The 25,491-nt window shown below is 69.5% G+C and carries 22 protein-coding genes, 3 tRNA genes and 2 pseudogenes; 7 read left to right on the forward strand and 20 right to left on the reverse strand.

The window, feature by feature from the left end; translation table 11 throughout:
• Positions 1–2 precede the first annotated feature (2 nt).
• The 17 genes and pseudogenes from nuoF to BUB97_RS05265 form a co-directional block, all read right to left on the reverse strand.
• On the reverse strand, positions 3–1,313 hold the full coding sequence (nuoF, locus tag BUB97_RS05185) for an NADH-quinone oxidoreductase subunit NuoF (RefSeq protein WP_073132327.1): 1,311 nt from the start codon (positions 1,311–1,313) through the stop codon (positions 3–5).
• A 1-nt stretch (position 1,314) separates the two neighbouring features.
• Positions 1,315–1,986 carry an NADH-quinone oxidoreductase subunit NuoE gene (nuoE, locus tag BUB97_RS05190; RefSeq protein ID WP_073132329.1) on the reverse strand — a complete coding sequence of 224 codons (672 nt, stop codon included), beginning with the start codon at positions 1,984–1,986 and terminating at the stop codon, positions 1,315–1,317.
• Entirely contained in the window at positions 1,983–3,233 is a 1,251-nt protein-coding gene (locus BUB97_RS05195; RefSeq protein ID WP_073132331.1) for an NADH-quinone oxidoreductase subunit D, read from the reverse strand. Before BUB97_RS05195 ends, nuoE begins: the two co-directional genes overlap by 4 nt.
• Complete coding sequence (locus tag BUB97_RS05200; protein WP_073132333.1) at positions 3,230–3,943, reverse strand: NADH-quinone oxidoreductase subunit C; 714 nt, start codon at positions 3,941–3,943, stop codon at positions 3,230–3,232. The genes BUB97_RS05195 and BUB97_RS05200 overlap by 4 nt, the downstream gene beginning before the upstream one ends.
• The gene (locus BUB97_RS05205; RefSeq protein WP_073132334.1) at positions 3,885–4,445 is read right to left on the reverse strand and encodes a NuoB/complex I 20 kDa subunit family protein; all 561 of its coding nucleotides are present in this window, start codon (positions 4,443–4,445) and stop codon (positions 3,885–3,887) included. Before BUB97_RS05205 ends, BUB97_RS05200 begins: the two co-directional genes overlap by 59 nt.
• Positions 4,446–4,548: 103 nt before the next feature.
• On the reverse strand, positions 4,549–4,917 hold the full coding sequence (locus tag BUB97_RS05210; RefSeq protein ID WP_073132336.1) for an NADH-quinone oxidoreductase subunit A: 369 nt from the start codon (positions 4,915–4,917) through the stop codon (positions 4,549–4,551).
• Between the two features lie 263 nt (positions 4,918–5,180).
• Positions 5,181–5,257: transfer RNA gene (locus tag BUB97_RS05215), tRNA-Asp, on the reverse strand.
• Positions 5,258–5,308: 51 nt separating this feature from the next.
• Positions 5,309–5,893, reverse strand: coding sequence for a tetratricopeptide repeat protein (locus tag BUB97_RS05220; protein WP_073132338.1), 585 nt, complete (start codon positions 5,891–5,893; stop codon positions 5,309–5,311).
• A 7-nt stretch (positions 5,894–5,900) separates the two neighbouring features.
• Entirely contained in the window at positions 5,901–6,692 is a 792-nt protein-coding gene (locus tag BUB97_RS05225; RefSeq protein ID WP_073132340.1) for a CsgG/HfaB family protein, read from the reverse strand.
• A gap of 110 nt (positions 6,693–6,802) precedes the next feature.
• Positions 6,803–6,874: transfer RNA gene (locus BUB97_RS05230), tRNA-Val, on the reverse strand.
• Between the two features lie 140 nt (positions 6,875–7,014).
• Positions 7,015–9,432: an endopeptidase La gene (gene lon / locus BUB97_RS05235; RefSeq protein WP_073132342.1), complete on the reverse strand. Its 2,418-nt coding sequence runs from the start codon at positions 9,430–9,432 to the stop codon at positions 7,015–7,017.
• Positions 9,433–9,613: 181 nt separating this feature from the next.
• Positions 9,614–10,870: an ATP-dependent Clp protease ATP-binding subunit ClpX gene (clpX, locus tag BUB97_RS05240; protein WP_073132343.1), complete on the reverse strand. Its 1,257-nt coding sequence runs from the start codon at positions 10,868–10,870 to the stop codon at positions 9,614–9,616.
• Between the two features lie 166 nt (positions 10,871–11,036).
• Positions 11,037–11,714: an ATP-dependent Clp endopeptidase proteolytic subunit ClpP gene (gene clpP, locus BUB97_RS05245; RefSeq protein WP_073132345.1), complete on the reverse strand. Its 678-nt coding sequence runs from the start codon at positions 11,712–11,714 to the stop codon at positions 11,037–11,039.
• Positions 11,715–11,883: 169 nt separating this feature from the next.
• Positions 11,884–12,663: pseudogene (tig, locus tag BUB97_RS26740) on the reverse strand (trigger factor); the annotation flags it as partial.
• Between the two features lie 684 nt (positions 12,664–13,347).
• Positions 13,348–13,716 (reverse strand): annotated as a pseudogene (locus tag BUB97_RS05255) (trigger factor family protein); the annotation flags it as partial.
• Between the two features lie 48 nt (positions 13,717–13,764).
• Positions 13,765–13,849, reverse strand: a tRNA-Leu gene (locus tag BUB97_RS05260).
• 65 nt (positions 13,850–13,914) lie between these two features.
• Positions 13,915–15,348 carry an NAD(P)H-hydrate dehydratase gene (locus BUB97_RS05265; protein WP_338141770.1) on the reverse strand — a complete coding sequence of 478 codons (1,434 nt, stop codon included), beginning with the start codon at positions 15,346–15,348 and terminating at the stop codon, positions 13,915–13,917.
• A 135-nt stretch (positions 15,349–15,483) separates the two neighbouring features.
• Here BUB97_RS05265 and BUB97_RS05270 point away from each other — a divergent pair, with 135 nt between their 5' ends.
• The 3 genes from BUB97_RS05270 to parA are packed head-to-tail and all read left to right on the forward strand — an operon-like array spanning position 15,484 to position 17,955.
• Complete coding sequence (locus BUB97_RS05270; RefSeq protein ID WP_073132346.1) at positions 15,484–16,785, forward strand: sulfite oxidase; 1,302 nt, start codon at positions 15,484–15,486, stop codon at positions 16,783–16,785.
• Positions 16,786–16,796: 11 nt separating this feature from the next.
• Positions 16,797–17,294 (forward strand): hypothetical protein, encoded by a 498-nt coding sequence (locus BUB97_RS26115; protein WP_175562562.1) that lies wholly within the window; start codon positions 16,797–16,799, stop codon positions 17,292–17,294.
• A gap of 40 nt (positions 17,295–17,334) precedes the next feature.
• Positions 17,335–17,955, forward strand: coding sequence for a ParA family partition ATPase (gene parA, locus BUB97_RS05280; RefSeq protein ID WP_073132350.1), 621 nt, complete (start codon positions 17,335–17,337; stop codon positions 17,953–17,955).
• A gap of 322 nt (positions 17,956–18,277) precedes the next feature.
• On the opposite strand, the gene BUB97_RS05285 is transcribed toward parA, so the two are convergent.
• On the reverse strand, positions 18,278–19,189 hold the full coding sequence (locus tag BUB97_RS05285) for a DMT family transporter (protein WP_073132352.1): 912 nt from the start codon (positions 19,187–19,189) through the stop codon (positions 18,278–18,280).
• A gap of 122 nt (positions 19,190–19,311) precedes the next feature.
• Between BUB97_RS05285 and BUB97_RS05290 the strand changes: the two genes are divergently transcribed.
• Genes BUB97_RS05290 through metC form a run of 4 tightly spaced genes read left to right on the forward strand, consistent with a single transcriptional unit; the run spans position 19,312 to position 22,740 of the window.
• On the forward strand, positions 19,312–19,965 hold the full coding sequence (locus BUB97_RS05290; protein WP_073132354.1) for an NUDIX domain-containing protein: 654 nt from the start codon (positions 19,312–19,314) through the stop codon (positions 19,963–19,965).
• The gene (locus BUB97_RS05295; RefSeq protein WP_456306320.1) at positions 19,962–20,693 is read left to right on the forward strand and encodes an alanyl-tRNA editing protein; all 732 of its coding nucleotides are present in this window, start codon (positions 19,962–19,964) and stop codon (positions 20,691–20,693) included. The genes BUB97_RS05290 and BUB97_RS05295 overlap by 4 nt, the downstream gene beginning before the upstream one ends.
• The gene (locus BUB97_RS05300) at positions 20,690–21,547 is read left to right on the forward strand and encodes a sulfurtransferase (protein ID WP_073132355.1); all 858 of its coding nucleotides are present in this window, start codon (positions 20,690–20,692) and stop codon (positions 21,545–21,547) included. The genes BUB97_RS05295 and BUB97_RS05300 overlap by 4 nt, the downstream gene beginning before the upstream one ends.
• Entirely contained in the window at positions 21,547–22,740 is a 1,194-nt protein-coding gene (gene metC, locus BUB97_RS05305) for a cystathionine beta-lyase (protein ID WP_073132358.1), read from the forward strand. Before BUB97_RS05300 ends, metC begins: the two co-directional genes overlap by 1 nt.
• A gap of 329 nt (positions 22,741–23,069) precedes the next feature.
• Here the strand turns inward: metC and BUB97_RS05310 are convergent, their stop codons facing one another.
• Together BUB97_RS05310 and BUB97_RS05315 are read right to left on the reverse strand one after the other, a co-directional pair.
• Positions 23,070–24,419 (reverse strand): NTP/NDP exchange transporter, encoded by a 1,350-nt coding sequence (locus BUB97_RS05310; RefSeq protein ID WP_086061921.1) that lies wholly within the window; start codon positions 24,417–24,419, stop codon positions 23,070–23,072.
• Positions 24,409–25,326, reverse strand: a complete 918-nt coding sequence (locus BUB97_RS05315) for an aldo/keto reductase (RefSeq protein ID WP_073132360.1) — start codon at positions 25,324–25,326, stop codon at positions 24,409–24,411. The genes BUB97_RS05310 and BUB97_RS05315 overlap by 11 nt, the downstream gene beginning before the upstream one ends.
• Positions 25,327–25,491: the final 165 nt, after the last annotated feature.

Genomic DNA, 25,491 nt, shown 5'->3' on the forward strand with positions numbered 1-25,491 from the left:
CTTCACTCCGCCGCCATCGGGAAGACCCGGGCGGCATGGTTCCTCTTATATTCGGCGATCCGCTCTTCCATCATCGGGCGGAAGTGGCGGATGAGGCCCTGCACCGGCCAGACGCCACCATCGGCGAGCGCGCAGATCGTGTGCCCCTCGATGCGCCTGGTGACATCCTCCAGCACGTCGATCTCGTCGATCTCGGCGCGGCCCTCGACCATGCGGTCCATCATGCGGCTGACCCAGCCCATGCCTTCGCGGCAGGGCGTGCACTGGCCGCAGCTCTCATGCTTGTAGAACTTCGACAGCCGGGCGATGGCGCGGATCAGGTCCGTGGACTTGTCCATCACGATCACCCCCGCCGTGCCGAGGCCAGACTTGTGCTCGCGCAGCGCGTCGAAGTCCATCAGCACGTCGTCGCAGATGTGCTTGGGCAGCAGCGGCGTGGAGGAGCCGCCGGGGATGACGCAGAGCAGGTTGTCCCAGCCGCCGCGCACGCCGCCGGCATGGCGCTCGATGAGCTCCCGCAGCGGGATGCTCATCTCCTCCTCGACGTTGCAGGGCTTGTTCACATGGCCCTGGATGCAGAAGATCTTGGTGCCCGCGTTCTTCGGCCGCCCGAAGCCCGCGAACCAGCCCGCGCCACGACGCAGGATCGTCGGAACCACGGCGATCGTCTCGACATTGTTCACCGTCGTCGGGCAGCCATAGAGGCCGACCGCGGCGGGGAAAGGCGGCTTCAGCCGCGGCATTCCCTTCTTACCCTCAAGGGACTCGATGAGCGCCGTCTCCTCGCCGCAGATATAGGCGCCCGCGCCGCGATGGACGTAGAGGTCGAAGTCATAGCCCGAGCCCGCCGCGTTCTTGCCGAGCAGCCCCGCCGCATAGGCCTCGTCGATCGCGGCCTGCAGAATCAGGTGCTCGTTGTAGTACTCGCCGCGCACATAGATGTAGCCCGCGCTCGCGTTCATCGCGACGGCCGCGATCAGGCAGCCCTCGATCAGCGTATGCGGATCGTGGCGCAGGATGTCGCGATCCTTGCAGGTGCCCGGCTCCGATTCGTCGGAATTGACGACGAGGTAGGAGGGGCGCCCGTCCGGATTGGACTTGGGCATGAAGGACCACTTCAGCCCCGTCGGGAAGCCGGCGCCGCCGCGGCCACGAAGGCCCGACTGCTTCACCTCCTCGATGATCCAATCCCGGCCCTTGGCGATCAGCCCGGCCGTGCCGTCCCAGTTCCCACGCTTCTGCGCGGCCTGCAGCCCCCAGTGCTGCACGCCGTACAGGTTGGTGAAGATGCGGTCCTTGTCCTGAAGGGCCATGTCAGTTCCCTCCCCGCTCTTCGAGCATGGGCACGTCGAGCAGCGTCAGCGGGCCACCCTCCGGCGCGCTGGTCTGGCGCCCGATGGTGCTGCCCGGCGCCGGCCGCTCGCCACGCTTGAGAGCTTCGATCAGTTGGACCGTGCGGTCGTAATCCAAGTCTTCGTAATAATCGTCGTCCACCTGCAGGATCGGCGCGTTCACGCAGGCGCCGAGGCATTCCACCTCGGTCAGCGTGAAGAGCCCGTCCTCGCTGGTGTCGCCATAGCCCTTGAGATGGCCGGCATCCTTGCAGGCGCGCAGCACGTCATCCGAGCCGCGCAGCATGCAGGGCGTGGTGCCGCAGACCTGGAGGTGGAACCGCCCGATCGGCTTCGTGTTGAACATGAAGTAGAAGGATGCGACCTCGAAGACGCGGATCGGCGCCATGTCCAGGCGCTCCCCCACCTTCTCCATCGCGATGCGCGGCACCCAGGCGCTGCCGGTCTGCCGGCCCATCTGCTTCTGCGCGACATAGAGCAGCGGGATGACGGCGGAGGCCTTCTTCGCCTCCGGGTAGCGCGCGAGGATCTTGGTGATCTGCGCCTCGCTCTCCGCGTCGAACGCGAAGCTCTCCGGCTCCGCCCGGCTGTTCCGCCAGTTCGGGTCGAGATGATCAACGGCCGCTTCGGTCACCGGTCGATCTCCCCGAAGACGATGTCCAGGCTGCCGATCACCGCCACGGCGTCCGCCAGCATATGGCCCTTGGAGAGTACCTCCATCGCCTGGAGATGCGCGAAGCCGGGCGCCCGGATCTTGCAGCGATAGGGGCGGTTGGTTCCGTCGGCCACGAGATAAACCCCGAACTCGCCCTTCGGCGCCTCCACCGCGGTGTAGGTCTCGCCGGCGGGCACGTGAAAGCCTTCCGTATAGAGCTTGAAGTGGTGGATGAGCGATTCCATGGACCGCTTCATCTCGCCCCGCTTCGGCGGTGTGATCTTGTTGTCCTGCACGCGCACCGGGCCTTCCGGCATCTCGTTCAGGCACTGGTGGATGATCTTCAGGCTCTCCCGCATCTCGGCCATGCGGACGAGATAGCGGTCGTAGCAGTCGCCATGGCGGCCGACCGGGATCTCGAACTCCATCCGGTCATAGACGTCATAGGGCTGCTGGCGCCGGAGGTCCCAGGCCATGCCCGAGGCGCGGAGGCAGGGGCCGGAAAATCCCCATTCCATCGCCTGCTCGGCCGTCATCACGCCGATATCCACCGTGCGCTGCTTGAAGATGCGGTTGTGCGTCAGCAGCCCGTCGAGGTCGTCGATGAACTTCGGGAAGCCCTCGGCCCAGCGGCGGATATCCTCCGCCAGCCCCGCCGGCATGTCGCGGTTGACGCCGCCCGGCCGGAAGTAGTTCGCATGGTAATGGCTGCCCGAAACCCGCTCGTAGAATTCCAGCAGGATCTCGCGCTGCTCGAAGCCCCAGAGCGGCGGAGTGATAGCGCCGCAGTCCAGCGCATAGGTTGTAATATTGAGCAGGTGGTTCAGGATGCGCGTGATCTCGGCGAACAGCACCCGGATGTACTGCGCGCGGATCGGCGCTTCGATGCCGAGCAGCCGCTCCTGTGCCAGGGCATACACATGCTCCATGCACATGGGCGAGACATAGTCGAGCCGGTCGAAATACGGCATCGACTGGATGTAGGTCTTGTACTCGATCAGCTTCTCGGAGCCGCGGTGCAGCAGCCCGATATGCGGATCGGCACGCTCGATCACCTCGCCCTTCATCTCCAGGATGAGGCGCAGCACGCCATGGGCGGCGGGGTGCTGGGGACCGAAGTTGAGGGTATGGCTGTCCACCTCGATCCGCCGCAGCCCGGGCTCGGAAGCCTCGGTGCCGGTGGCGGGGGCGTCAGCGGCGTTCAGGGCGCCGGCGGTCAGGCTCATGGCAGCTTCTCCGCTTCCGGCTTCTCCAGAAGCGATGCGGGCGGCGGGGCGATCCGGTTCAGGTGAACCTTCTCGTCGCCCGGAAGGGTGGTCATCCCCTCCCAGGGGGAGAGGAAGTCGAAGTTGCGGAAGTCCTGCTGCAGCTTCACCGGCTCGTAGATCACCTCGCGCCGCTCGGGGTCGTAGCGGACCTCGACATGCCCGGTCAGCGGGAAGTCCTTGCGGAGCGGATGACCCTGGAAGCCGTAATCCGTGAGGATGCGGCGCAGGTCCACATTGCCCTCGAAGGCGATGCCGTACATGTCCCAGGCCTCGCGCTCGAACCAGCCGGCCGTCGGCCAGATCGCGGTTACGCTCGGCACCGGGTTATCCGCATCCGTCGTGGTCACCACCCGGATGCGGTGGTTGTGCGTCAGCGAGAGCAGATTCCACACCACGTCGAAGCGCTCCGCGCGCTCCGGCCAGTCCACGCCGCAAATGTCCATGCATTGCTCGAAGGCGAAACGCGGATCGGCGCGCAGGATCGCCATCACGGTCCGGACCGAATCGCGGCGGATGCGGATGGTCAGCTCGGCGCTGCGGGCCACAAAGGCCTCCAGCACGGAGCCAGGCGGCAGGGTGGCGGCAACCTGCTCGCCGAGAAGGGTCAGGTCAGCCACGGAGAATCGTCCCGGTCCGGCGGATCTTCTTCTGCAGCTGGAGGATGCCATAGACCAGCGCCTCCGCCGTCGGCGGGCACCCCGGGACATAGACGTCCACCGGCACAATCCGGTCGCAGCCGCGCACCACGCTGTAGCTCCAGTGATAGTAGCCGCCGCCGTTCGCGCAGCTGCCCATGGAGATGACCCAGCGCGGCTCGCTCATCTGGTCGTACACGCGCCGCAGCGCGGGGGCCATCTTGTTGGTCAGCGTGCCCGCCACGATCATCACGTCCGACTGGCGCGGCGACCCACGGGGGATCACGCCGAAGCGGTCCAGGTCGTAGCGCGCCATATAGGCGTGGATCATCGGCACGGCGCAGCAGGCCAAGCCGAAGGTCATCGGCCAGAGGCTGCCCGTGCGGGCCCAGTTCACCACCTTGTCCAGGTTGGCGACGACGAAGCCCTTCTCCTCCATCTCACCCGTCACGCCCTTCAGGACCGCATCCTGCTCAGGCCCCGGGGGAAGAGCCTGGCCGTTCCAGGCCACCTGTTCCGTGCTGACGCCGCTCATCGCATCGTCCTCCGCGCGTCACCGCGCGTCATCATCCTGCGGGCCCCGGGGCCCGTCTCGCCACACCACCCGGCGCGGCTCATGCCGCAGCCCATGGCGCGGCTCATTCCCAGTCCAGCGCGCCCTTGCGCCACTCATACACGAAGCCGACCGTCAGCAGCCCCAGGAAGCCCATCATCGAGAGGAAGCCCACCCAGCCGATCCCACCGAGCGAAACCGCCCAGGGAAAGAGGAAGGCCACCTCTAGGTCGAAGATGATGAAGAGGATCGCAACGAGGTAGAACCGCACGTCGAACCGATGGCGCGTATCCTCGAAAGGCTCGAAGCCGCACTCGTAGGTCGAGAGCTTCTCCGCATCCGGCTTTTGCCGGGCGACGAGCACGGAGCCGCCCACCATGGCGATGCTGATCACCGCGGCGATGCCCAGGAACACCAGGATCGGAAAGTAATTGGCCAGCAGCGGCTGGGTCATCATGCCCCTCAGAGCTTCGGAACAGCCGAGGCCACGGAAGACTCCCGGATGCACCCATTGGCGCCGCGGCGATGCCGCAGCGCAATGCGGGATACATATAGGCAGGACGAAGCTTCCGCCATAGGGGCGCCGCCCCAGCCTCGCACAATGGATGCAGCTTAATCAACACCTGCGAGCCATTCGCAAATCCATCCTGCAAGCACGGAAGCAGCAGGCCGGAACGCAAAACGCCGCCCCGAGGGGCGGCGTTTGAACGCATCGCGTGGCGCGAGTGACGGGGCTCGAACCCGCGACCTCCGGCGTGACAGGCCGGCGCTCTAACCAACTGAGCTACACCCGCGTGCTGCGTGGGGGCCGTTTATGGCTTGGCGCCCCCCCTGTCAACCGCCCGTCACCGATAGACCGCAACCGGAACGACGACGATCCACAGCGAACGGGTCTCGGCCTGCTTCAGCGCCAGCGCCCGCTGGAAGTCACGCTCCTGCCGCTCGGCCCGGTCGATCTCGGCCAGGTCCCGGCGTGCCTGCCGGTCCCCCTGCCCCGCCGCCATGCCCAGCCAACGCCGCGCCTCCTGCAGGTCCTGGCCCATCTCCTCCAGCCCCGTCATGTAGAGACGCCCGACGGCACGCTGGGCGCGCACGTCGCCGCCCTCCCCGGCCCGCCGCATCCATTGCAGCGCGGCATAGGACTGGCGGGGCGTGTCAGGCGTGCCACGGAACAGCAGCGTGGCGAGTCGGTACTGCGCGTCAGGTACGCCGGACTCCGCCGCGGCGGCCAGGCCGCGCAGCGAATCGCCCACCTCGGGCTCACGGGGGCGGGCGGGGCCCTCCTCCAGCACGGAGGTGACCATCCCAACCGGCTGCACCCGGCAAGGCGCCCCCGGCGGGCAGACCACCACCCCCGGGGGGCCGCCGGGCTGCACGCAGCCGGCCAGCCCGATTCCGGCCGCAAGCGCGGCCAGGCGAAGAGCCTTCATGGCGCCCTCAGTTCACCCGCAGCCGGCCGCCCGTGCCCATCCCGCCGCGCACGTCCTGGGCCTGATAGTTCTGCAGGGCAACGACCATCTTGTTGTAGGCGTCCACGAAGGCCGCGACGGTCGCCTGGCCCGCGGGCGTCCGCTGGTAGCCGCCCAGCGCACCGGCCGCGCCGCCGCCGAAGCCGGCCATGACCGCGCCGAAATTCGTGGCGGTGGAGGAGCCTTCGGACGCCGCGATCTGCGTCCCCGCCCGGATGCTGAAGACCGACAGCGTGACCTGGGTGGCGGAGGTGGACATCGCCGACCCAGCCAGCCCGGCGGCCAGCCCGCCCCAGCCGCCGATTCCGGCGCCCATCCCGCTCAGGTCCTGGTTGGAGAAGAGAATCGCCGGCTCCATGAAGTAGTCGGCCGCGACCCGCTGCCCGCGCTGCATGTTGGAGCCCGCGCGGAACTCGCCGCTGTTGCGCATGTCGCCGATCATGCCGCGCATCCGGCCTTCGAGCCGGCTGTTGCCCATGGCGGTGATGACGAAGCAGTTCGACTGCTGGACGATCAGCCGCACCATCGGCTCGATGGTCGTGATCTGCGTGCGCTGGGTGAAGGGGCCGAACCAGGCCTGCTCGCGGCCGTCGTCGATGGCGATGGTACCCAGCGTCTCCGGGCAGCGGATGATGCTGCCGCCCACGCTCGTCCCGCCCGCGGCCGCGCCAGTCACCGGGCCGCTCGCCGTGCCCTGCTGAAGGCAGCCCCCGAGCGCGATAGCGGCCACCGCCGCCAGAAGGCCATTGCGGAACAACATGAATGATTCGCCTCGCTGATCGCCGGGCTGATTCTCCGGCGAGGTAAAAACCTTACCGGGTCGCGGCTTAACGAAGCAATATTGCGTAACAAGGGCGGGAATGTTGCGTATGGGCGCTGAGGGATTCGAACCCCCGGCATCCTCGGTGTAAACGAGGCGCTCTACCGCTGAGCTAAGCGCCCAAAGGCACGGCCGCGAACGGGCGCCGGCCGGCCGGACAGTATTCAGCCCTCCTCCACCGCGTCAACGGTGCCCGGCCCAAACGGAAACGGGGCGCCGGCTCACCGCCGACGCCCCGCCTCGGATCAGAAAGCCCTGCCCCTCAGTGCGGCAGGCTGGCCGCGGCCGGATCACCCACCGCCGGCTTGGCCGGCGTGACCTCCTCCGGCTCGATCCAGTCGATCGGCTCCGGACGGCGCACCAGAGCCTGGGAGATCACCTCGTCCACATGCGAGACGGGGATGACCTTGAGCGCCTGGGTCACGCTCTCCGGGATGTCGGCCAGGTCCTTCTCGTTCTCCTTCGGGATGAAGACCGTGCCCACCCCGGCGCGCAGCGCCGCGAGGAGCTTCTCCTTCAGCCCGCCGATCGGAAGCACGCGGCCGCGCAGCGTGATCTCGCCCGTCATCGCCACGTCCTTCCGCACGGGAATGCCCGTCAGGATGGAGACGATGCTCGTCGCCATGGCGATGCCTGCGGAGGGCCCGTCCTTCGGCGTCGCACCCTCGGGCACGTGGACATGGATGTCCCGCTTCTCGAAGATGGTCGGCTTGATGCCGAAGGCCGTGGAGCGACTGCGGACATAGGAGACCGCGGCGGAGACGCTCTCCTGCATCACGTCGCCGAGCTTGCCCGTGTGCTTCACGGCGCCCTTGCCGGGCAGCAGCACGGATTCGATCGTCAGGATCTCGCCACCCACCTCGGTCCAGGCGAGGCCGGTGACGGCACCCACCATGTCCTCGGCCTCGGCCTCGCCGTAGCGGAACTTCCGCACGCCGGCATACTTGCCCAGGTTCTCGGCGGTGATCTCGACCTTCGTCGCCTTGCCCGAGACGATCTCCCGGACCGCCTTGCGGGCCAGGCCGCCGATCTCGCGCTCCAGGTTCCGCACGCCGGCCTCGCGCGTGTAGTAGCGCACGAGATCGCGGATCGCGTCGTCCGACACGCTCCACTCGTCCGGCTTCAGCCCGTTCGCCTCGGTCACCTTGCGGATCAGGTGGCGGCGGGAAATGCCGATCTTCTCATCCTCGGTGTAGCCGGGGATGCGGATGATCTCCATGCGATCCAGCAGCGGCTGCGGCATCTTCAGCGAGTTGGCGGTCGTGATGAACATCACGTCCGAAAGGTCGTAATCCACCTCGAGATAGTGGTCGTTGAAGGTGGCGTTCTGCTCGGGGTCCAGCACCTCCAGCAGGGCCGAGGACGGGTCCCCGCGCCAATCGGCGCCGAGCTTGTCGATCTCGTCCAGCAGGAAGAGCGGGTTGGACGTTTTCGCCTTCTTCATGCCCTGGATGACCTTGCCGGGCATGGAGCCGATATAGGTCCGCCGGTGGCCGCGCACCTCCGCCTCGTCCCGCACGCCGCCCAGCGACATGCGCACGAAGTTGCGGTTCACCGCCTTGGCGATGGACTTGCCGAGCGAGGTCTTGCCGACGCCCGGAGGGCCGACAAGGCAGAGGATCGGGCCACGGATCTTCTTCGAGCGGCTCTGGACCGCCAGATACTCAATGATCCGCTCCTTCACCTTGTCCAGGCCATAATGATCGGCATCCAGGACGCGCTGCGCCTCCTCAAGGTCGATCCGCACCTTGGTGCGCTTCTTCCAGGGGATGCTCACCATCCAGTCCAGGTAGTTCCGGACCACGGTCGCCTCGGCGGACATGGGCGACATGCCGCGCAGCTTCTTCAGCTCGCCCTGCGCCTTCTCACGCGCCTCGGCGGAAAGCCCAGCCTTCTTGATCTTGGCCTCGAGCTCGGCAATCTCGTCCTTGCCTTCCTCGCCCTCGCCAAGCTCCTTCTGAATGGCCTTCATCTGCTCATTCAGGTAGTACTCGCGCTGGGTCTTCTCCATCTGCCGCTTCACGCGGTTCCGGATGCGCTTCTCGACCTGAAGAACCCCGATCTCGCTTTCCATATGCGCGAAGACACGCTCGAGCCGCGCGGGCACGCCCACCGTCTCCAGCAGCTCCTGTTTCTCGGCGATCTTGAGGTTCAGATGCGCCGCCACCGTGTCGGCAAGCTTGGCCGGCTCCTCGATCTGGTTGATCGAGACCAGCACCTCCGGCGCGATCTTCTTGTTGAGCTTGATGTAGCCCTCGAACTGGCCGACGACCGAGCGGCTCAGCGCCTCAACCTCACGCGGGTCGGGGTTGGTCTCCTCGATGGTCTCGGCGAAGGCCTCGAAATGGCTGCCGGTCTCCTTCCAGCCCACCACGCGCGCGCGGCGGCCGCCCTCGACCAGCACCTTCACGGTGCCGTCCGGCAGCTTCAGGAGCTGGAGCACGGTGGAGACGGTGCCGACCTCGAACAGGTCCTCGGCGCCGGGATCATCCTGGGCGGCGTTGTGCTGCGCCAGGAGGAGGATCTGCTTGTCCTCGCGCATCACCGATTCCAGCGCGCGCACGGACTTCTCTCGCCCGACGAAGAGCGGGACGATCATATGTGGAAAAACGACGATATCGCGGAGGGGAAGGACGGGCAGAGCCTCGCCCCGAACCAGTGCCGCTTCGGAATCCGCCATGGGGACCTCGCTTGGACAGTCGGCGCGGGAACGCCCCGATCGGGCACGTCCCCGTCACCACGGGTAGGGCCCTAATGTGGTGCCGGGGCGCCCCTCCCACAACGGCGGGAAGGCCGCCCCGGCTCTCAAGGCCATGCAATAAAGAGGCCCACCCATGTCGCCACGGGGGGGCTTGCCCGGCTCAGGCGCTAGTCTGCTCCGCCGGGCGTTCACCGTAGATGAACAGCGGCTGCGCCCGGTTCTCGGCCACCTCCTTGTTCACCACCACCTCCTCGACCTCATCGAGGCCGGGCAGGTCGAACATGGTCGAGAGGAGGATGCCCTCCATGATCGAACGCAGGCCGCGCGCGCCGGTCTTGCGCTGAATGGCGCGGGTGGCGACCGACTTCAGCGCATCCTCCGTGAAGGTGAGCTTCGTCCCCTCCATCTCGAAGAGGCGCTGATACTGCTTCAGCAGCGCATTCTTCGGCTTGGTGAGGATCTCGATCAGCGCCTTCTCGTCCAGGTCCTCCAGCGTCGCGATCACCGGCAGGCGGCCGATGAACTCGGGGATGAGGCCGAACTTCAGCAGGTCCTCGGGCTCCACCTCGCGCAGGATCGCGCCCTGGCGGCGCTCATCCGGGCCGCGGACATCGGCGCCGAAGCCGATCCCCGAACCCTTGCCCTTGGCGGCGATGATCTTCTCGAGGCCAGCGAAGGCGCCGCCCACGATGAAGAGGATGTTGGACGTATCCACCTGCAGGAACTCCTGCTGGGGATGCTTCCGGCCGCCCTGAGGCGGAACGGAGGCCACGGTGCCCTCCATGATCTTCAGCAGCGCCTGCTGGACACCCTCGCCCGACACGTCGCGCGTGATCGAGGGATTGTCCGACTTGCGGGAGATCTTATCGACCTCGTCGATATAGACGATGCCGCGCTGCGCCCGCTCCACGTTGTAGTCCGCGGCCTGAAGCAGCTTGAGGATGATGTTCTCCACATCCTCGCCCACATAGCCGGCCTCGGTCAGCGTCGTCGCGTCCGCCATGGTGAAGGGCACGTCGAGGATGCGCGCCAGGGTCTGCGCGAGCAGCGTCTTGCCCGAGCCGGTCGGGCCCACGAGCATGATGTTGCTCTTGGCGATCTCCACCTCGCCGGTCTTGGCGCCATGGGCCAGCCGCTTGTAGTGGTTGTGCACGGCCACCGAGAGCACCTTCTTCGCGTGCTCCTGCCCGATGACATAGTCATCGAGGACCTTGCAGATCTCCTTCGGCGTCGGCACGCCATCGCGGGACTTCACGAGGTGCGTCTTGTGCTCCTCGCGGATGATGTCCATGCACAGCTCGACGCATTCGTCGCAGATGAACACGGTCGGGCCCGCGATGAGCTTGCGCACCTCGTGCTGCGATTTCCCGCAGAACGAGCAGTAGAGGGTGTTCTTGGAATCGCCGGACTTGCTCATGCGCGCTCCTCGCCCCTGGCCGGGCCGGATGGCGGCGCGTCGGGGGCGTCAGATGGCCAGAATAACCCCCCTCCCCCCTTGGGGGAAGCGTGGGACGAAATTGTGACGGGCACATGCCCCGGCCTGCGTGAACATAGCACGAACAGGCCGGGGCGGCGCCCACCCATCAGCTGCGCGGGCCTTCGACGGCCGGGGTAGCCACCCCAGCGCCGGCGGGAAGCTTCGCCACCACCTGGTCGATCAGCCCAAAGGCCTGCGCCTCCTCGGCCGACATATAGGTGTCGCGCTCCAGCTTGCGCTCGATCTCCTCCACCGGCTGGCCGGTGTGGTGGACATAGATCTGGTTCAGCCGCTTGCGCAGGTCGAGAATCTCGCGGGCCTGGATCTCGATATCGGTCGCCTGGCCCTGGGCCCCGCCGGAGGGCTGGTGCACCATGATCCGACTGTTCGGAAGGGCGAAGCGCTTACCCTTCTCCCCGGCCGTGAGCAGCAGCGAGCCCATGGAGGCCGCCATGCCGAGGCAGACGGTCGAAACCGGGCTGCGGATGTACTGCATGGTGTCGTACATCGCGAGCCCGGCCGAAACCACGCCGCCCGGGCTGTTGATGTAGAAGGCGATATCCTTGTTGGGATTCTCGCTCTCGAGGAACAGCAGCTGGGCGCAGATCAGGGACGAGACCTGATCATAGACCTGGCCCGTCAGGAAAATAATCCGCTCCTTCAGAAGGCGCGAATAGATGTCGAAGGCGCGCTCGCCCCGGGCGGTCTGCTCCACCACCATGGGGACGAGGGAGTTGTTGTAGACATCAACCGGATCGCGATCGACGAAAACGGAGCGGGTCATCGTTTATCCTTCCCCGCCGGCGGAGAAGTGCGTCCCCGATGGCACCGCCCGGATGGCCGCCCGGCTAGGCCGCGGCGCCCGTCCGGCCTCCTTCGCCGGCAATATTCCACCCCAAGATGGGGCAACCCGCCCCCCCGCGAAAGGGGGGCGGGGCCGGATTGTAGAGGCCTCAGGCCGCCTGCAGGTCCGCCGGGGTCACCGTGGTGTCGGTCACCTTCGCCAGTTCCAGCATGAAGTCCACGACCTTCTCCTCGAAGATCGGGGCGCGGAGGTTCTCCAGGGCCTGCGGGTTCTTCTGGAAGAACTCGAAAACCTGCTTCTCCTGGCCGGGATAGCGGGACGCCTCGTTCCGCATGGACTGGAACAGCTCGTCCTGCGTCACCTGGATGTTGTTCGTCCGGCCGATCTCGGAGAGCAGCAGGCCCAGCCGGATGCGCCGTTCGGCGATCTTCCGGTACTCGGCGCGCAGCGTCTCCTCGTCCTTGCCGGCATCCTCGGCATCGAGCCGGCCCGCCTGGCGGTCCTGCTCCACGCGCGACCAGATCTGGCCGAACTCGGCCTCCACCATGCCCTCCGGCACCGGGAAGTCGGCCCGGTCGGACAGCTGGTCGAGCAGGGCGCGCTTCACCCGCAGGCGGGTCAGCCCGTCATACTCGCTCTGGATCGACTTCTTCAGCTCCTCGCGGAGCTTCTCGACGCTCTCGAGGCCCAGCGACTTGGCGAACTCGTCATTGGCCGGGGCCGCCGCGCGGGTCTTCAGCGCCTTGGCGGTGATCTCGAACTCCGCCGGCTTGCCCGCCAGCTCGGCCGAGCCGTAGCCCTCGGGGAAGCTCACGCGGATCTTGCGCGTCTCGCCCGGGCGGATGCCCTCCAGCCCCTCGGTGAAGCCGGGGATGAAGCCCTCGCCGCCCACCTCGATCGGCATGTCATTCGCCGTGCCGCCCGGGAAAGGCGCGCTCACCGCGCCCTCACCGCTCTCACGGGTCAGGCTCACGGCGCCGACGCGAAGGGTGAAGCCCTCGGCCGCCGGCTCCTGCAGGGTGATGCGAAGGGCGGCCTGCACGGCGGACAGCCCCTCCAGCGCCGGCACGGTCCAGCGGATGGAGACCTCCTGCGCCTCACCGGTGGGGCCGGCCACATTCGCCACCTCATCGGCCAGCGACTTGCCCTCGGCGTCCAGCGCCGAGAGGGAGAGCCGGGCGGAGGCGATCGCGGGCGCCGCGCCCGCGGCCACCTTCCAGCGCAGGGACAGCGCGAAGGTCTCGCCCGCCTGCGCCTGGAAGCCCACCTTGCCCAGGGTCACGCTAATCCGGCTGAGAGCCTTGTCGCCCTCACCCGGCGGCGCCTCGATATCGGCGTAGAGGGCACCGTCCTCCTCGCCCGAACCGGCGACCTTCGCGGCGCCGCGGGGGTTGGTGACCACCGCCCAGTCCTTGCCGGGGGCGCCCATCAGGTTGCCCGAGACGCCCTCGGTCACCAGCCGGCCGATGAAATCGGCCATCACGATGTCACCCTTGGCGGCCGGGCGCTCCTCGGTCACGTCCTCCAGCTTGGCCTGGCGCGTGGCGAGCCCGTCCAGCGCCTTCTGCACCTCCTCCTCGGAGGGCTCGGCGCGGGGGCGCTCGACCTCGATCCCGGAGAAATCCGGCATCGGGACCTCGGGCAGGACCTCCATCTCGATGTTGAAGGCCAGGTCCTGGCCATCGGCGAAGTCGCCGACCAGCTCCACCTTCGGCTGCAGCGCCGGGCGCAAGCCGCGGTCGTTCAGCAGGGTGCGGGTCGCGGTCTGAACCTGCTCCTCCAGCACCTCGCCCGTCACGGCCGTGCCGTAGCGCTTCTTCACCACCGACGCCGGCACCTTGCCGGGCCGGAAGCCCGGGATCCGCAGGTCGCGGCCCAGGGCGGCAAGCCGCTTGTCGCGCGTCGCCTCGATCTCCGCCGCCGGCACCACCACCGAGAAGGACCGCTTCAGCCCCTCGGCCGAGAGCTCCGTCACCTGCATTCGCTCAGTTCCACATCCAGGACAAATCTAGGGCGGCGCCAGGCTTCTTGGTGCGGGCGGAGGGATTTGAACCCCCACGGCTTGCGCCACTGGAACCTAAATCCAGCGTGTCTGCCAGTTCCACCACGCCCGCCTCGCAGCGGCGCCGAAGGGGGCGGCCTTAGCGCAATGGCGCGGGCTTTCCAAGCGCCGGACGAATCAGAGGCGGCCCGATCCGCCCCCATGGCCCAGGCGAAGGCCCCTCGCCAGGGCCGCCGGAAGGCCCGCCACCACATCCTCGGCCACCACGCCGGGCCCTTCCGGCGCGGCCTCTCCCTGCAGCCAGACCGCCGCGCAGGCGGCCTCGAAAGGCTTCGATCCCTGGGCCAGCAGGGCTCCGGCGATGCCGGCCAGCACGTCCCCCGTCCCGGCCGTGGCAAGGCTCGGCGGCGCATTGTGGTTGATCGCGGCCCGTCCGTCCGGCGCCGCCACCACGGTGTCCGGGCCCTTGAGCACCACCACCGCCCCCACCCGCGCCGCCGCCTGGCGGGCGGCAGAGAGCCGGCCCGGCCCCGGTGGACCGAACAGGCGGGCGAATTCACCGGCATGGGGGGTCAGGATCGCGACGCCGCGCAAACCCTCGGGCTGCCCGGCGAAGGCGCCCAGGGCCCCGGCATCGGCCACCACGGCCCGGCCGGCGCCGACCGCCCCGGCCAGCAGTGCCCTCGCCGCCTCATCCGGCGCCAGGCCCGGCCCGATGACCCAGATGCCGCGCCGCGCATCCTCCAGCAGGGGCGCCGCCGGCGGCCCGGCCACGATCGCGCCCGGCTCGCCGGTCCGGAACGCGGCAGCCGCATCCTCGGAAAGCGCCGCCAGCGTCACCAGCCCCGCCCCGGCCCGGCGGGCGGCGGCCGCCGCCAGCCGCGCGGCGCCCGGCATGGGCCCGCCGGCCACCACCACATGCCCGCGCCCGTATTTGTGCCCGGCCGGGTCGCCCTGGGGCAGCTGCCAGAGCCCCGGCGCATTCCGGAAGCTCCGCGCCGCCTCGCCCTCCAGCCCGGCGGCAAGTGCGGCTTGGGGAAGACCGATATCGGCCAGGTGCAGCGCGCCGCAGAGCTCCCGACCTGGCAGGAGCAGGTGCCCCGGCTTCAGCCGGGCGAAGGTCACGGTCACGGCGGCGGCTGTCACCTCACCCAGCGGCTGCCCCGTCGCGCCATCCAGCCCGCTCGGCACGTCCACGGCCAGGATCGGCCCGCCCGCTGCCCGCAGCACCGCCACCGCCTCCTCCGGCAAGGCGCGCGTGGGCGCGGCGCCCAGCAGGGCATCGACCACCAGCCCGGCGCGGGCCGCCTCCTCCGGCCGGAAGGGCACCACGGGGCCGGACCACCGCGCCGCCGCCGTGGCCGCTGGCCCGCCCGGCCGGGGCGGCGCCAGCGGGGCCACCGCCACGGGCCATCCGGCCTCATGCAGCAGCCGCGCCGCCACATAGCCGTCCCCGCCATTGTTCCCTGGCCCCACCAAAACCACGGTGCGGCAGGGCCGGAAGCGCGCCATGGCCGCCCGGGCCACCGCCCGCCCCGCCGCCGCCATCAGGACCTCCACGGGCACGGAGGAAGCGGCATCGGCGCGGGCCATGGCCGCGGGGGTCAGCAATTCGACTGGCCAATTGGAAGGAGGCTGGTTCCACTGCATGAGAGAAGGATATGATCCCATCCTGCGGGATTTGGGAGCAAACCTTCTCCCGCCCTCCCCAATCCGCGGCGAAGACCGCATCGAGGAAACCAGGCCATGTCGCGCGAACGCTCCTTGCAGGAACTCTATGCCCAGGACCCGGAGCGTGCGGACGCCCTCGCCTTCGGGCGGCGCGGCGCGCTGAAGGGCCCGGCGCTGGCCGCCATGGGCGCCGCGCTCGGCGCGACGATTCCCTTCGCTGGCCGAATGCCCGAGGGCCTGCTTCCCGCCGCCCTGGCCCAGCCCGCCGGCGGCACCCCCACGCTCCGCATGGACGGCAAGGCGCCGCTCATCCTCCTGGGCGAGCGCCCCCTGGTGGCCGAGACGCCGGAATCGATGCTGGACGACGATGTGACCCCCACGGACAAGTTCTTCATCCGCAACAACGGCGGCATCCCCGAGCGCTTCGCCGGGGACCCGAAGACCTGGCGCGTGAAGATCGAGGGCGAGGTGAACACCCCGCTCGACCTCACCCTCGGCGAGCTGGAGAGCCGCTTCGAGACCGTCACCCTGCGCCTACAGATGGAGTGCGGCGGCAATGGCCGCGCCGCCTTCACGCCGGAGACCCGCGGCAACCAGTGGGGCAACGGCGCCATCTCCAACGGCGAATGGACGGGCGTGCGCCTGCGGGACGTGATCCGCGCCGCCTCCCCGAAGGACAGCGCCCGCTTCACCGGGCATTACGGCGCCGACCCGCATCTCTCCGGCGACCCGTCCCGCCCCTCGATCAGCCGGGGCATGCCCATCGCCAAGGCGATGGAGGATACCACCCTCGTCGCGCTGCGCCTGAACGGCGAGCCCATTCCCCTCCTCCACGGCTATCCCGTGCGGCTGATCACCCCGGGCTGGCCGGGCAGCCTTTCGCAGAAATGGCTCACCCGGATCGTGCTGCGCGCCACGCCGCATGACGGGCCGGGCATGGGCGGCACCTCCTACCGCGTCCCGGTGAAGCCGATCGTCCCGGGTAGCAGCAACAACGGCGCCGATTTCGTGGACATCGCCTCCATGCCCGTGCGCGGGCTGCTGACCAACCTCGCCCATGGCAGCCGCCTGCCCGCCGGAACCCGGCGGCTCGACCTGCGCGGCCATGCCTGGGCCGGGGACCTGACCGTGCGCGCCGTCCATGTCTCGGCCGATTTCGGCGCGAGTTGGACGGAGATGCGGGTGAACGATGCCCCCAACCGCCATGCCTGGCAGCGTTGGCAGGGTTCGCTGGAGCTGCCCTCCGACGGGTATTTCGAGATCTGGACCCGCGCGACAGACAGCCAGGGGCGCATGCAGCCCCATGCGGCGGCCAACTGGAACCCGCAGGGCTACGCGGCCAATGCCATGGCACGGACAGCGATCCTGGTCGGATGAGCCTCTCCGCCTTGGAAAAAGGGGCTCTGGGCGCGGTCTGCGCCCTCGGCCTCCTCGTCATGGCGATGGACGTGCCGGCCCTGCGCCGGCCCGTCCCGCCCGCCCCGCTGCCGCCCACCCCGGCCGCCCTGGCCACGGCCGAGGCCGATGCCCGCGCCGCCGCCATCCGTGCCGAGGCCGGGCGCCAGGAAGCCGAGCGCGCCGCCGCTGCGAAGGCCGAGGCGGATCGCCTCGCCGCCGTCCAGCACCCGGCCGAAACCGAGGATGTCCTCCCGGCCGGGAATGGGCGGGAGGAGGTCTTCGCCCGCTGCACCGCCTGCCACAGCACGGCAATCATCCGCCGTAGCGGCTTCTCCCGCGCCCGGTGGGACGAGCTGATGGACTGGATGACGGAAAAGCAGGGCATGGCCCCGCTGGAGGGGGATGTGCGGGTGCTGGTGGTCGATTACCTCGCCCAGCACTTCGCGCCGCGCCGTGGGCCGCGCAACGCAAACCCCTTCCTCAACTGATCCGGTCTAGGCTCCTCCGCGAATCGACGGGGAGGCACCCATGGCCTTCGTGGTGGCGGTAGCCCAGCGCAAGGGCGGGGCGGGAAAGTCCACGGTCGCGGCCAACCTGGCCGTGGCCTTGGCGGCGGGCGGCGCGCGGGCCGCGCTGCTGGACACGGACCCGCAAGCCACCCTCACCCGCTGGCACGGGCTGCGGGACGCCTCGCGCCCCCTGCCCTTCGAGAATCCCTCGGGCTGGCGCGTGCCCCAGGCCGTGGACCGGCTCCGCCGCTCGATGGACTTCATCATCCTGGACACGCCGCCCCATGCCGATACGGACAGCCGGGTCGCGATGCGCGCCGCCGACCTCGTGCTGATCCCGCTCCAACCCTCCGTGCCCGACCTCTGGGCGATGGAGGCGACGCTGGAGGTGGCAGCGGCGGAAAAGCGCAGCGTCGCCCTCATGCTCAACCGCGTGCCGGCCCAGGGCCGGGCCGCGCAGGAAGTGGCGGCCACGCTCGCCGCCCGGAAGCTGCCCCTGCTCGCCGCCTCCTTCGGCAACCGCACCGCCTTCGCGGCCGCCTTCGCGGAGGGGCTGGGCGTGACCGAAGCCGCGCCGCGCGGGCAGGCAGCGGCCGAGGCACAGGCGTTGGCCGAGGCGATCCGGCGCGAAAGCCGGTGATACTGCCTGGGCCTGGTTCTGGGCTGACGGTCTGTCCCGGGGAGAGGAAGAACGAATTCTTCCTCTCCCCGGCCCCCTCACCATCATCTTTTTCTGGAAGTTTGGAGTCACTCGGCTGACGGTGCGCCTGGGGTCGCGGACCCGAGGCGATTGCAAAGGCCGGAACAGGCGCCCGCCCACCAGAGCCCCCTTTGATCCGGGGTATCCACGGCAGTCCGATGGGGTTCCAAGGGCCTCAGGCCCTTGGCGGGTGGAGGGCAGAGCCCTCCTCAGGAACTCCCCGGGCCAGGTCACAGAATCCACAGGATGCCCTGACCCGCCTTCAGCGCGCCGAAACCTCCATCCTCCAGATCGCGAGTCCCGCGCCGACCAGGACGAGGAAGCCGACCAGGTCCCAGCCATCTGGCACCTCGCCCCAGAGCAGCACGCCCAGTGCCGTGGTCCAGAGGATGGCCGAGTATTCGAAGGGCGCGACCACGGTCGTATCGGCGGAGCGGTAGGCCGCCGTCATCAGCAGCTGCGCCGCCACCGAGACGATGCCCACCACCAGCAGCAGCCCCCATTGCCCAGGCGTCGGCCAGACCCAGACGGGGATGGAGGCGATCCCGGCCACCAGCGCCGCGCCGATCGCGAACCACAGCACGATGGTAATGCCGGCCTCGCCCGCCTCGCCCATGCGGCGGATCGAGACCATCGCATAGGCCCAGCCCAGCGCCCCTGCCAGCACCGCGCCCACGGCCCCGAGATGGAGCGGCCCTCCGCCGCCGGGCTGCAGCATGATCAGCACGCCGCCGAACCCGGCGAGCACCACGACCAGGCGCCGCCATCCCACCGTCTCGCGCAGCAGCATGACGGACAGGGCGGTGAGGAAGAGCGGCATGGTGAAGTTCAGCGCCGTCACCGTCGCCAGCGGCAGATGCACGTAGCCGTAGAAGGAGCCGTACATGCCCATCAGCCCGCCAATCAGCCGTTCCGCGTGGCGGGCGGGGTAGCGCGTGCGCAGGGCCGCGCGCAGCCCGCCGGCGGTGGTCCAATGCGCCAGCACCAGCATCGCCGGCAGTGCCAGCAGGTTGCGGAACAGCACCACCTCGGAGAGCGGCAGCGCGCCTTGCAGCGCCTTCACCGCCGCGGCGGCCACGGCGAAGAAGCCGGCGGAGCCGGTGACGCAGGCAATGGCCCGGGCCCGTGCGGCGCGCTGGCCGCGCGAGGGCGCGGGCGGGGATGGGGAACTCATGCGGGCCTGGGGCTTCGTGTGACGGCGGCATTCTCGGGCCCCGGGCTCCGTCCGGGAAGAGGCGCGCCGTTTCGGGCGGGGTGATTTCAACCGCCCCGGTTCCGCTGTAGCGTCCGCGCCGCATGACAGAGCCTGACGGCGCCCCCCGGCCGCCCAACGCCCCGCCGGTTCCGCCCCACCCCCTCTACCTGCCCGAGGCCGATGAGGTGGTCTGGGCCGGCCGCTTCCCGGTCCAGCGGGTCCGCTTCCGCTACCGCAAGCAGGACGGCTCCCTCTCCGGCCCCATCACCTGGGAGCTGCTGCGGCGGGGCCAGGGCACCGTCATCCTGCCCTGGGACCCCGTGACGGAACGGATCGCCCTGATCGAGCAGTTCCGCCTCCCCGCCCTCGCCGCCGGGGAGGAGCCAGTGATGACCGAGCTGCCCGCCGGGCTGGTGGAGCCGGGCGAGGACCCGGCCGAGACCGCCCGGCGCGAGCTGGAGGAGGAAACCGGCCTCGCCTGCGGCCGGATGCAACCCATCGGCGCCTTCCTGCTGATGCAGGGCTCCGCCGATGAGCGGGTGCACTTCCAACTCGCCGAGGTCTCGCTGGCGGTGAAGCCGACGCGGGCCGGTGGCCTGGCGGCCGAGAACGAGGAAACCGTGGTGCGGGTGGTGGACACGGCCGAGGCCTTCGCCATGGTGGCGGAGAACCGCATCCGCAACGCGCCCGCCGCCCTTGCCCTGCTCTGGCTTCAGGTGAACCACGCGCGCCTGCGCGACCAATGGACGAGATGATGCAGACCCAAGCCCTGTTCCGCGAAGACGCCTATGCCGAGGGCAACTCCGCCGTCGTGGTCGAAAGCTCCGAGGCCGGCATCGTCCTCGACCGCAGCGTCTTCTATCCCCGCGCCGGCGGCCAGCCCGGCGACACCGGCGCGATCCTCTGGGAAGGCGGCGAGATGCCGGTGGCCGACACGGTGAAGGCGCCGGACGGCTCCGCCCTGCATGTGCCGGCCGCCGGCGCCGCCATCCCGCCCGTAGGCGCCAAGGTCACGGCGAAGCTCGACTGGACGCGCCGCCACCGCCACATGCGGATGCACACCACCCTGCACCTGCTCTGCGCCGCCATGCCGGGCATCTACGCCACCGGCAACCAGATCGGCGCCGACAAGTCCCGCCTCGATTTCGACCTGCCCGACCCGCCCGCGAAGGAATGGGTGACGGAAAAGCTGAATGAACTGATCGCCGGGGACCACCCGATCGGCGAGCGCTGGATCAGCGAGGCGGAGCTGGACGCCAATCCGGGCCTCGTCCGCACCCTCTCCGTCCAGCCGCCGCGCGGCGCGGGCCAGGTGCGGCTGGTGCGGATCGGCACGGAGGAGGCGCCCATCGACCTCCAGCCCTGCGGCGGCACGCATGTCCGCCGCACGGGCGAGATCGGCCGCGTGGAGGTCGTGAAGATGGAAAGCAAGGGCAAGCAGAACCGGCGCATCCATATCGTGCTGGCGGAGGACGCGAAGTGAAGAACATCGTCTCGACCGAGTGGCTCGCGGGGGAACTCGGCAAGCCCGATCTCGTGGTGCTGGACTGCTCTCTCGTCCTGCCCGGCGAGCCCGGGGACAAGAAGGCCGGCTATCTCGAAGCCCGCATCCCCGGCGCCCGCTTCTTCGATATCGACCTCTTCGCCGACCCGGATACCGACCTGCCGCATATGGTCCCGACCCCCGCGCGCTTCGCCAAGCTCGCGGGCGCCCTCGGCATCTCCAACGACAGCCGCGTGATCTTCTACGACCAGGCACATGGCCTGCGCGCCGCCGCCCGCGGCTGGTGGCTGATGCGCCTGATGGGCCATGAGGCGGCCCATGTGCTCGATGGCGGCCTGCCCAAATGGAAGCGCGAGGGCCGCCCGATCGAATCCGGTGAGCCGAAGGCCGCGCCGGCCGCGACCTTCACCCCTGACTTCCGCACGGACCGCCTGCGCGGCATCGGCGACATCAAGCGCATCGTCCGCCAGGGCGGCGGCGAGGCGCTGATCATCGACGCACGCTCGGCGGGCCGCTTCGATGGCACCGCGCCCGAGCCCCGCCCGGGCCTGCCCAACGGCCATATGCCCGGCGCGGCGAACATCCCCTTCACCGAGCTGCTCTCCCCCGAGGGCACGATGCTACCGCCCGAGGCGCTGCGCGCCCGCTTCGAGCGCGCCGGCGTGGATGGCGAGCGGCCCGTGATCCTCTCCTGCGGCTCGGGCGTCACCGCCTGCGTGCTGGCCCTCGGCCTCGTCGAGTCCGGCCTGCCCGAAGGCTCCGTCTATGACGGCTCCTGGACCGAATGGGCGCTGCGGCCCGAAACCCCCAAGACGACGAAAGAGCCCGCCTGATGGCCGACCGCCACGACAAGTCCCTCGGCTTCTCCACCCGCATGTCCCATCACGGGCGCGCGGGGGCGAAGGTGCATGGCTTCGTCAACCCGCCCGTCCATCGCGGCTCCACCGTGCTGTTCCCGGATTGCGGGTCCCGCAAGGCCGCCGCGAAGCAGCGCTACGAGCAGGTGCTGACCTACGGCACCGCGGGCGGCCCCACCCACCACATGCTCGAGGACATGATCGCCGAGATCGAGGGCGGCACGCGCTGCGCGATCGTCGGCACCGGCCTCGCCGCCGTGATGGTGCCCCTGCTGGCCTATCTGAAGTCCGGCGACCACTGCCTCATGCCCGACAGCGTCTATGGCCCCGCCCGCAACCTGGCGGACGGGCTGATGACGGGCTTCGGCATCGAGACGACCTATTACGACCCCTGCGTGGACGAGGCGGGGCTGCGCGCGCTGATGCGGCCGAACACGAAGGTGGTCTATACCGAGAGCCCGGGCAGCCACACCTTCGAGGTGCAGGACATCCCCGCCATCGCCCGCGTCGCCCATGCGGCCGGCGCCAAGGTGCTCATGGACAACACCTGGGGCTTCCACAATTTCCAGCCCTTCGTCCATGGGGTGGATGTCTCTATCCAGGCCCTGACCAAATACGCCGCCGGGCATTCCGACGTGCTGCTGGGCAGCGTCACGGTGAACAACCCCGAGGACTGGTCGATCGTGAAGGGCGCGGTCATCCAGCTCGGCCAGTTCGCCAGCGCCGATGATTGCTGGCTGTGCCTGCGCGGCCTTCGCACCCTCCCCGTCCGGCTGAAGCAGCAGGCGGAGAACGGGCTCGTCGTCGCCCGCTGGCTCGAGAGCCGGCCGGAGGTGCTGCGCCTCCTGCACCCCGCCCTGCCCTCCCATCCCCAGCACGCCCTCTTCGCCCGGGACTTCAGCGGCGCCTGCTCGCTCTTCGGCGTGGTGCTCCAGCCCCGCTACTCCGAGGCGGATGCGGAAGCGGTGGTGGATGCGCTCGCCCTCTTCGGGATCGGCGCCTCCTGGGGCGGCTACGAAAGCCTCGCCCTGCCCACCACCCCCTCCATCACCCGCACGGCGGGCGACCCGGCCCTCGGCGGTCCTGCCATCCGGCTGCATGTCGGGCTGGAGGATACGCAGGACCTGATCGCCGACCTCGCACAGGCCCTCGACCGGCTGCCGCGCTGAGGGCAGCGCCGGGCCTCAGTTCTGATCTGTCGGTCTGTCCCGGGGAGAGGAAGAAGGAATTCTTCCTCTCCCCGGACCCGTCGAAGGCAGTGCCTTCGACCCATCATCTTTTTCTTCAAGTTTGGAGTCACAGGGCTGACGTGCGCCTGAGGTCCAGGACCTCAGGCGACTGCAAAGGCAGGAAAAGCGCCTGCAACCAGAGACCCCTTCGATCCGGGGTATCCACGGCAGTCCGATGGGGTTCCAAGGGCCTCAGGCCCTTGGCGGGTGGAGGGCAGAGCCCTCCAACACGAAGGCCCCAACAAGCCCAGAACCCCCGCATGCCGGAATCAGACGGCCGCGCGCTCCAGCCGCCGTGACGCCCCCTCCTCGCGCTCGGCCCGGCGCCCCAGCGCGTAGCCGGTGGCGGCCCAGCTCGCGGCGATCGCGGCCCCCACCACCATCGCCGCGACCGGGCTGCTCGAGATCGCGTCCACCCCCGTTTTGATCCAGGAGCTGACCGCGTCGCCGCCGCGATAGACCACCGTGTCGATGGCGTTCTTCGCCTTGTACTTCGTCTCGGCATCGACCGTGGTGAACAGCATCTCCCGCCCGGGCCGCACGAGCGCGTATTCGCCCACGCGGCGCAGCACCATCACCACCACCAGCACGCCGAAGGTCGGCGCCAGCGCCAGCGCGCCGAAGCCCACCGCCATGCCGAGCGGGACCGCCGTGAGCAGGACGCCGACGCCGAGCTTGCGCGTCAGCCGCCCGGTGACGAAGACCTGGATCAGGATGGTGAGCGTCTGCACCACCGCGTCGATGGTGCCGAAGACCTGGGTCTGCTGAACGCGGCTGGGGAAGGTGGCGCGCACCAGCCGCGCCTGCTCGAAGTAGAGGAAGGTGGAGACGGAGGCGAGCAGGATGACGAACAGCGCGATGCCCAGCATGTAGGGCGAGCGCAGCACGAGCGTGAGCCCCGCGAGGATGCTGCCGCGCATGGCGCGATCCGCGCTCTCGCCGGTCGGCATGGCCTTCCAGCCCTGCCGCTCGCGCCAGCGGAACAGCCAGGCGGCGCAGAGCAGCGTGCCCAGCAGCATCGCCGCGGAGAGGAACAGCAGCCCCGCCAGGCCCAGCGGCGCCACCAGCGCCGTGCTGAGCAGCGGCCCGGCCAGCCCGCCGAGGCTGGCACCGGCGGCGATCTGCCCGAACAGGCGCTTCGCCTGCTCCGGCTCGAACACGTCCGCCATCACGCTCCAGGCCAGCGAGATCACGAACAGGTTGAACACGGAAAGCCAGACATAGAAGACGCGGCCGGCCCAGACATCCTCCGGATCGATCAGCAGCACGAAGCCGAAGCCGATCAGGGTCACCGCCGAAGCGCCGTAGCACACGGCCAGCAACTGCCGGCGGGGAACGCGGTTGCTGAGCCAGCCATAGGCCGGCAGCACCACCAGCGTCGCGAGGAAGGTGGCGAGGAACAGCCATTGCAGGTTGTTGACGCCACCGGCGATGCCGAAGGTCTCACGGACCGGCCGAAGCATGAAGTAGCTGGCGAAGAGGAGGAAGAAGAGCAGGAATCCCACCAGCACCGGAAGGAGCTCGCCCGGTGCCGCGACGAGCACCCGGCCGATCCAGCCGCGATCCTCCGGAGGCCGCGGCCCAGGGGCTGTCGCGCCCCCGGGCGCGTCAGAGCGCATCGATGAACTGCTCCATCCGGCGGCGCAGCGCGGCATCCGGCATGCGGCCCTGGGCGGCCTTGAGGTTGTCGTCCACGTAACGGGCCTGGGCCATGCCCGGCACGGCGCAGGTCACCGCGTCATGCGAAACCAGGTATTTCAGCATCACCTGCGCCCAGCTCGTGCAGTCGATCTCGGCCGCCCAATCCGGCAGCGGCTTGCCCTGGGTGGCACGGAACACGCTGCCGCGCCCGAAGGGCAGGTTGATGAACACCGCCATCCCCCGCTCCTTCGCCAGCGGGATGATGCGCTCTGCCGCGTTGCGGTTGTCCAGCGCGTAGTCGATCTGGATCGCGTCCAGGGTCTCGCGCCGCATCATCGCCTCGAAGGCCTCATACTGCCGGTCGAAGGAGGTGGTGGCGCCGACATAGCGGATCCGCCCAGCGGCCTTCAGCTCCCGCAGGATGGCCAGCTGGTTGGTGATGTCCCGCAGGTTGTGCACGGCCAGCAGGTCGATCCGCTCGGTCCGGAGGTTGCGGAAGGACTGCTCGATCTGCGCCCGCCCCTGCTCCGGAGTGTCCGCGCCGACCTTGGTGCAGATGAACAGGTCCGGCCGGATATTCAGGTCGGCGACCAGCCCGCCCATGATCGCCTCGGCATTGCCGTAGGAGGGCGCGGTGTCCACCACCGTGCCGCCCAGGACCTGGAAGCGGCGGAAGGTCTCGCGCAGCGGCGCCAGATCCTCCTCCGTCCTCGCCTCCTCGTATCGCCGGGCCGAGCCCAGGCCGATGACCGGGATCATCTCCCCGGATGAGGGAATGGGCTTGCGGATGAGGGCGGGCTGCTGCGCGGCGGCACCGCGCCCGGCCAGGCCGGCGGCGAGCCCGGCTCCCAGGGCAACGAGGGCAGTCCGGCGGGTGGCGTGCATGGCGTCATCTCCCCAAGGCGCGTGACCGCGGCGGCTCCGCCGGGATCGCATCCTGACCATCTCGGATGGGGAGTGTTACGCGAATGAGAGGATTTGGAAATCTTTCACGGCCAGCCGAAAGGCCCATGCCAGCCCGGCGGGCTGGCATCGCCATGCGGGCGCGGC

Origin of the sequence: Muricoccus roseus, from assembly GCF_900141905.1 — a bacterium.
Lineage (GTDB): Bacteria > Pseudomonadota > Alphaproteobacteria > Acetobacterales > Acetobacteraceae > Roseomonas > Roseomonas rosea.

What these genes read in the sequence shown, in the direction of transcription:
- BUB97_RS05200 (WP_073132333.1), bottom strand. Translation starts at nt 3,943, where the DNA reads ATGGCATCCTCCAGCTGCAGAAGAAGATCCGCCGGACCGGGACGATTC.
- BUB97_RS05270 (WP_073132346.1), top strand. Translation starts at nt 15,484, where the DNA reads ATGTCGCGCGAACGCTCCTTGCAGGAACTCTATGCCCAGGACCCGGAG.
- parA (WP_073132350.1), top strand. Translation starts at nt 17,335, where the DNA reads ATGGCCTTCGTGGTGGCGGTAGCCCAGCGCAAGGGCGGGGCGGGAAAG.
- BUB97_RS05195 (WP_073132331.1), bottom strand. Translation starts at nt 3,233, where the DNA reads ATGAGCCTGACCGCCGGCGCCCTGAACGCCGCTGACGCCCCCGCCACC.
- BUB97_RS05310 (WP_086061921.1), bottom strand. Translation starts at nt 24,419, where the DNA reads ATGCGCTCTGACGCGCCCGGGGGCGCGACAGCCCCTGGGCCGCGGCCT.
- clpP (WP_073132345.1), bottom strand. Translation starts at nt 11,714, where the DNA reads ATGACCCGCTCCGTTTTCGTCGATCGCGATCCGGTTGATGTCTACAAC.
- metC (WP_073132358.1), top strand. Translation starts at nt 21,547, where the DNA reads ATGGCCGACCGCCACGACAAGTCCCTCGGCTTCTCCACCCGCATGTCC.
- BUB97_RS05205 (WP_073132334.1), bottom strand. Translation starts at nt 4,445, where the DNA reads ATGAGCGGCGTCAGCACGGAACAGGTGGCCTGGAACGGCCAGGCTCTT.
- BUB97_RS05220 (WP_073132338.1), bottom strand. Translation starts at nt 5,893, where the DNA reads ATGAAGGCTCTTCGCCTGGCCGCGCTTGCGGCCGGAATCGGGCTGGCC.
- BUB97_RS05295 (WP_456306320.1), top strand. Translation starts at nt 19,962, where the DNA reads ATGATGCAGACCCAAGCCCTGTTCCGCGAAGACGCCTATGCCGAGGGC.
- clpX (WP_073132343.1), bottom strand. Translation starts at nt 10,870, where the DNA reads ATGAGCAAGTCCGGCGATTCCAAGAACACCCTCTACTGCTCGTTCTGC.
- BUB97_RS05290 (WP_073132354.1), top strand. Translation starts at nt 19,312, where the DNA reads ATGACAGAGCCTGACGGCGCCCCCCGGCCGCCCAACGCCCCGCCGGTT.
- BUB97_RS05210 (WP_073132336.1), bottom strand. Translation starts at nt 4,917, where the DNA reads ATGACCCAGCCGCTGCTGGCCAATTACTTTCCGATCCTGGTGTTCCTG.
- lon (WP_073132342.1), bottom strand. Translation starts at nt 9,432, where the DNA reads ATGGCGGATTCCGAAGCGGCACTGGTTCGGGGCGAGGCTCTGCCCGTC.
- BUB97_RS05285 (WP_073132352.1), bottom strand. Translation starts at nt 19,189, where the DNA reads ATGAGTTCCCCATCCCCGCCCGCGCCCTCGCGCGGCCAGCGCGCCGCA.
- nuoF (WP_073132327.1), bottom strand. Translation starts at nt 1,313, where the DNA reads ATGGCCCTTCAGGACAAGGACCGCATCTTCACCAACCTGTACGGCGTG.
- BUB97_RS05315 (WP_073132360.1), bottom strand. Translation starts at nt 25,326, where the DNA reads ATGCACGCCACCCGCCGGACTGCCCTCGTTGCCCTGGGAGCCGGGCTC.
- BUB97_RS05225 (WP_073132340.1), bottom strand. Translation starts at nt 6,692, where the DNA reads ATGTTGTTCCGCAATGGCCTTCTGGCGGCGGTGGCCGCTATCGCGCTC.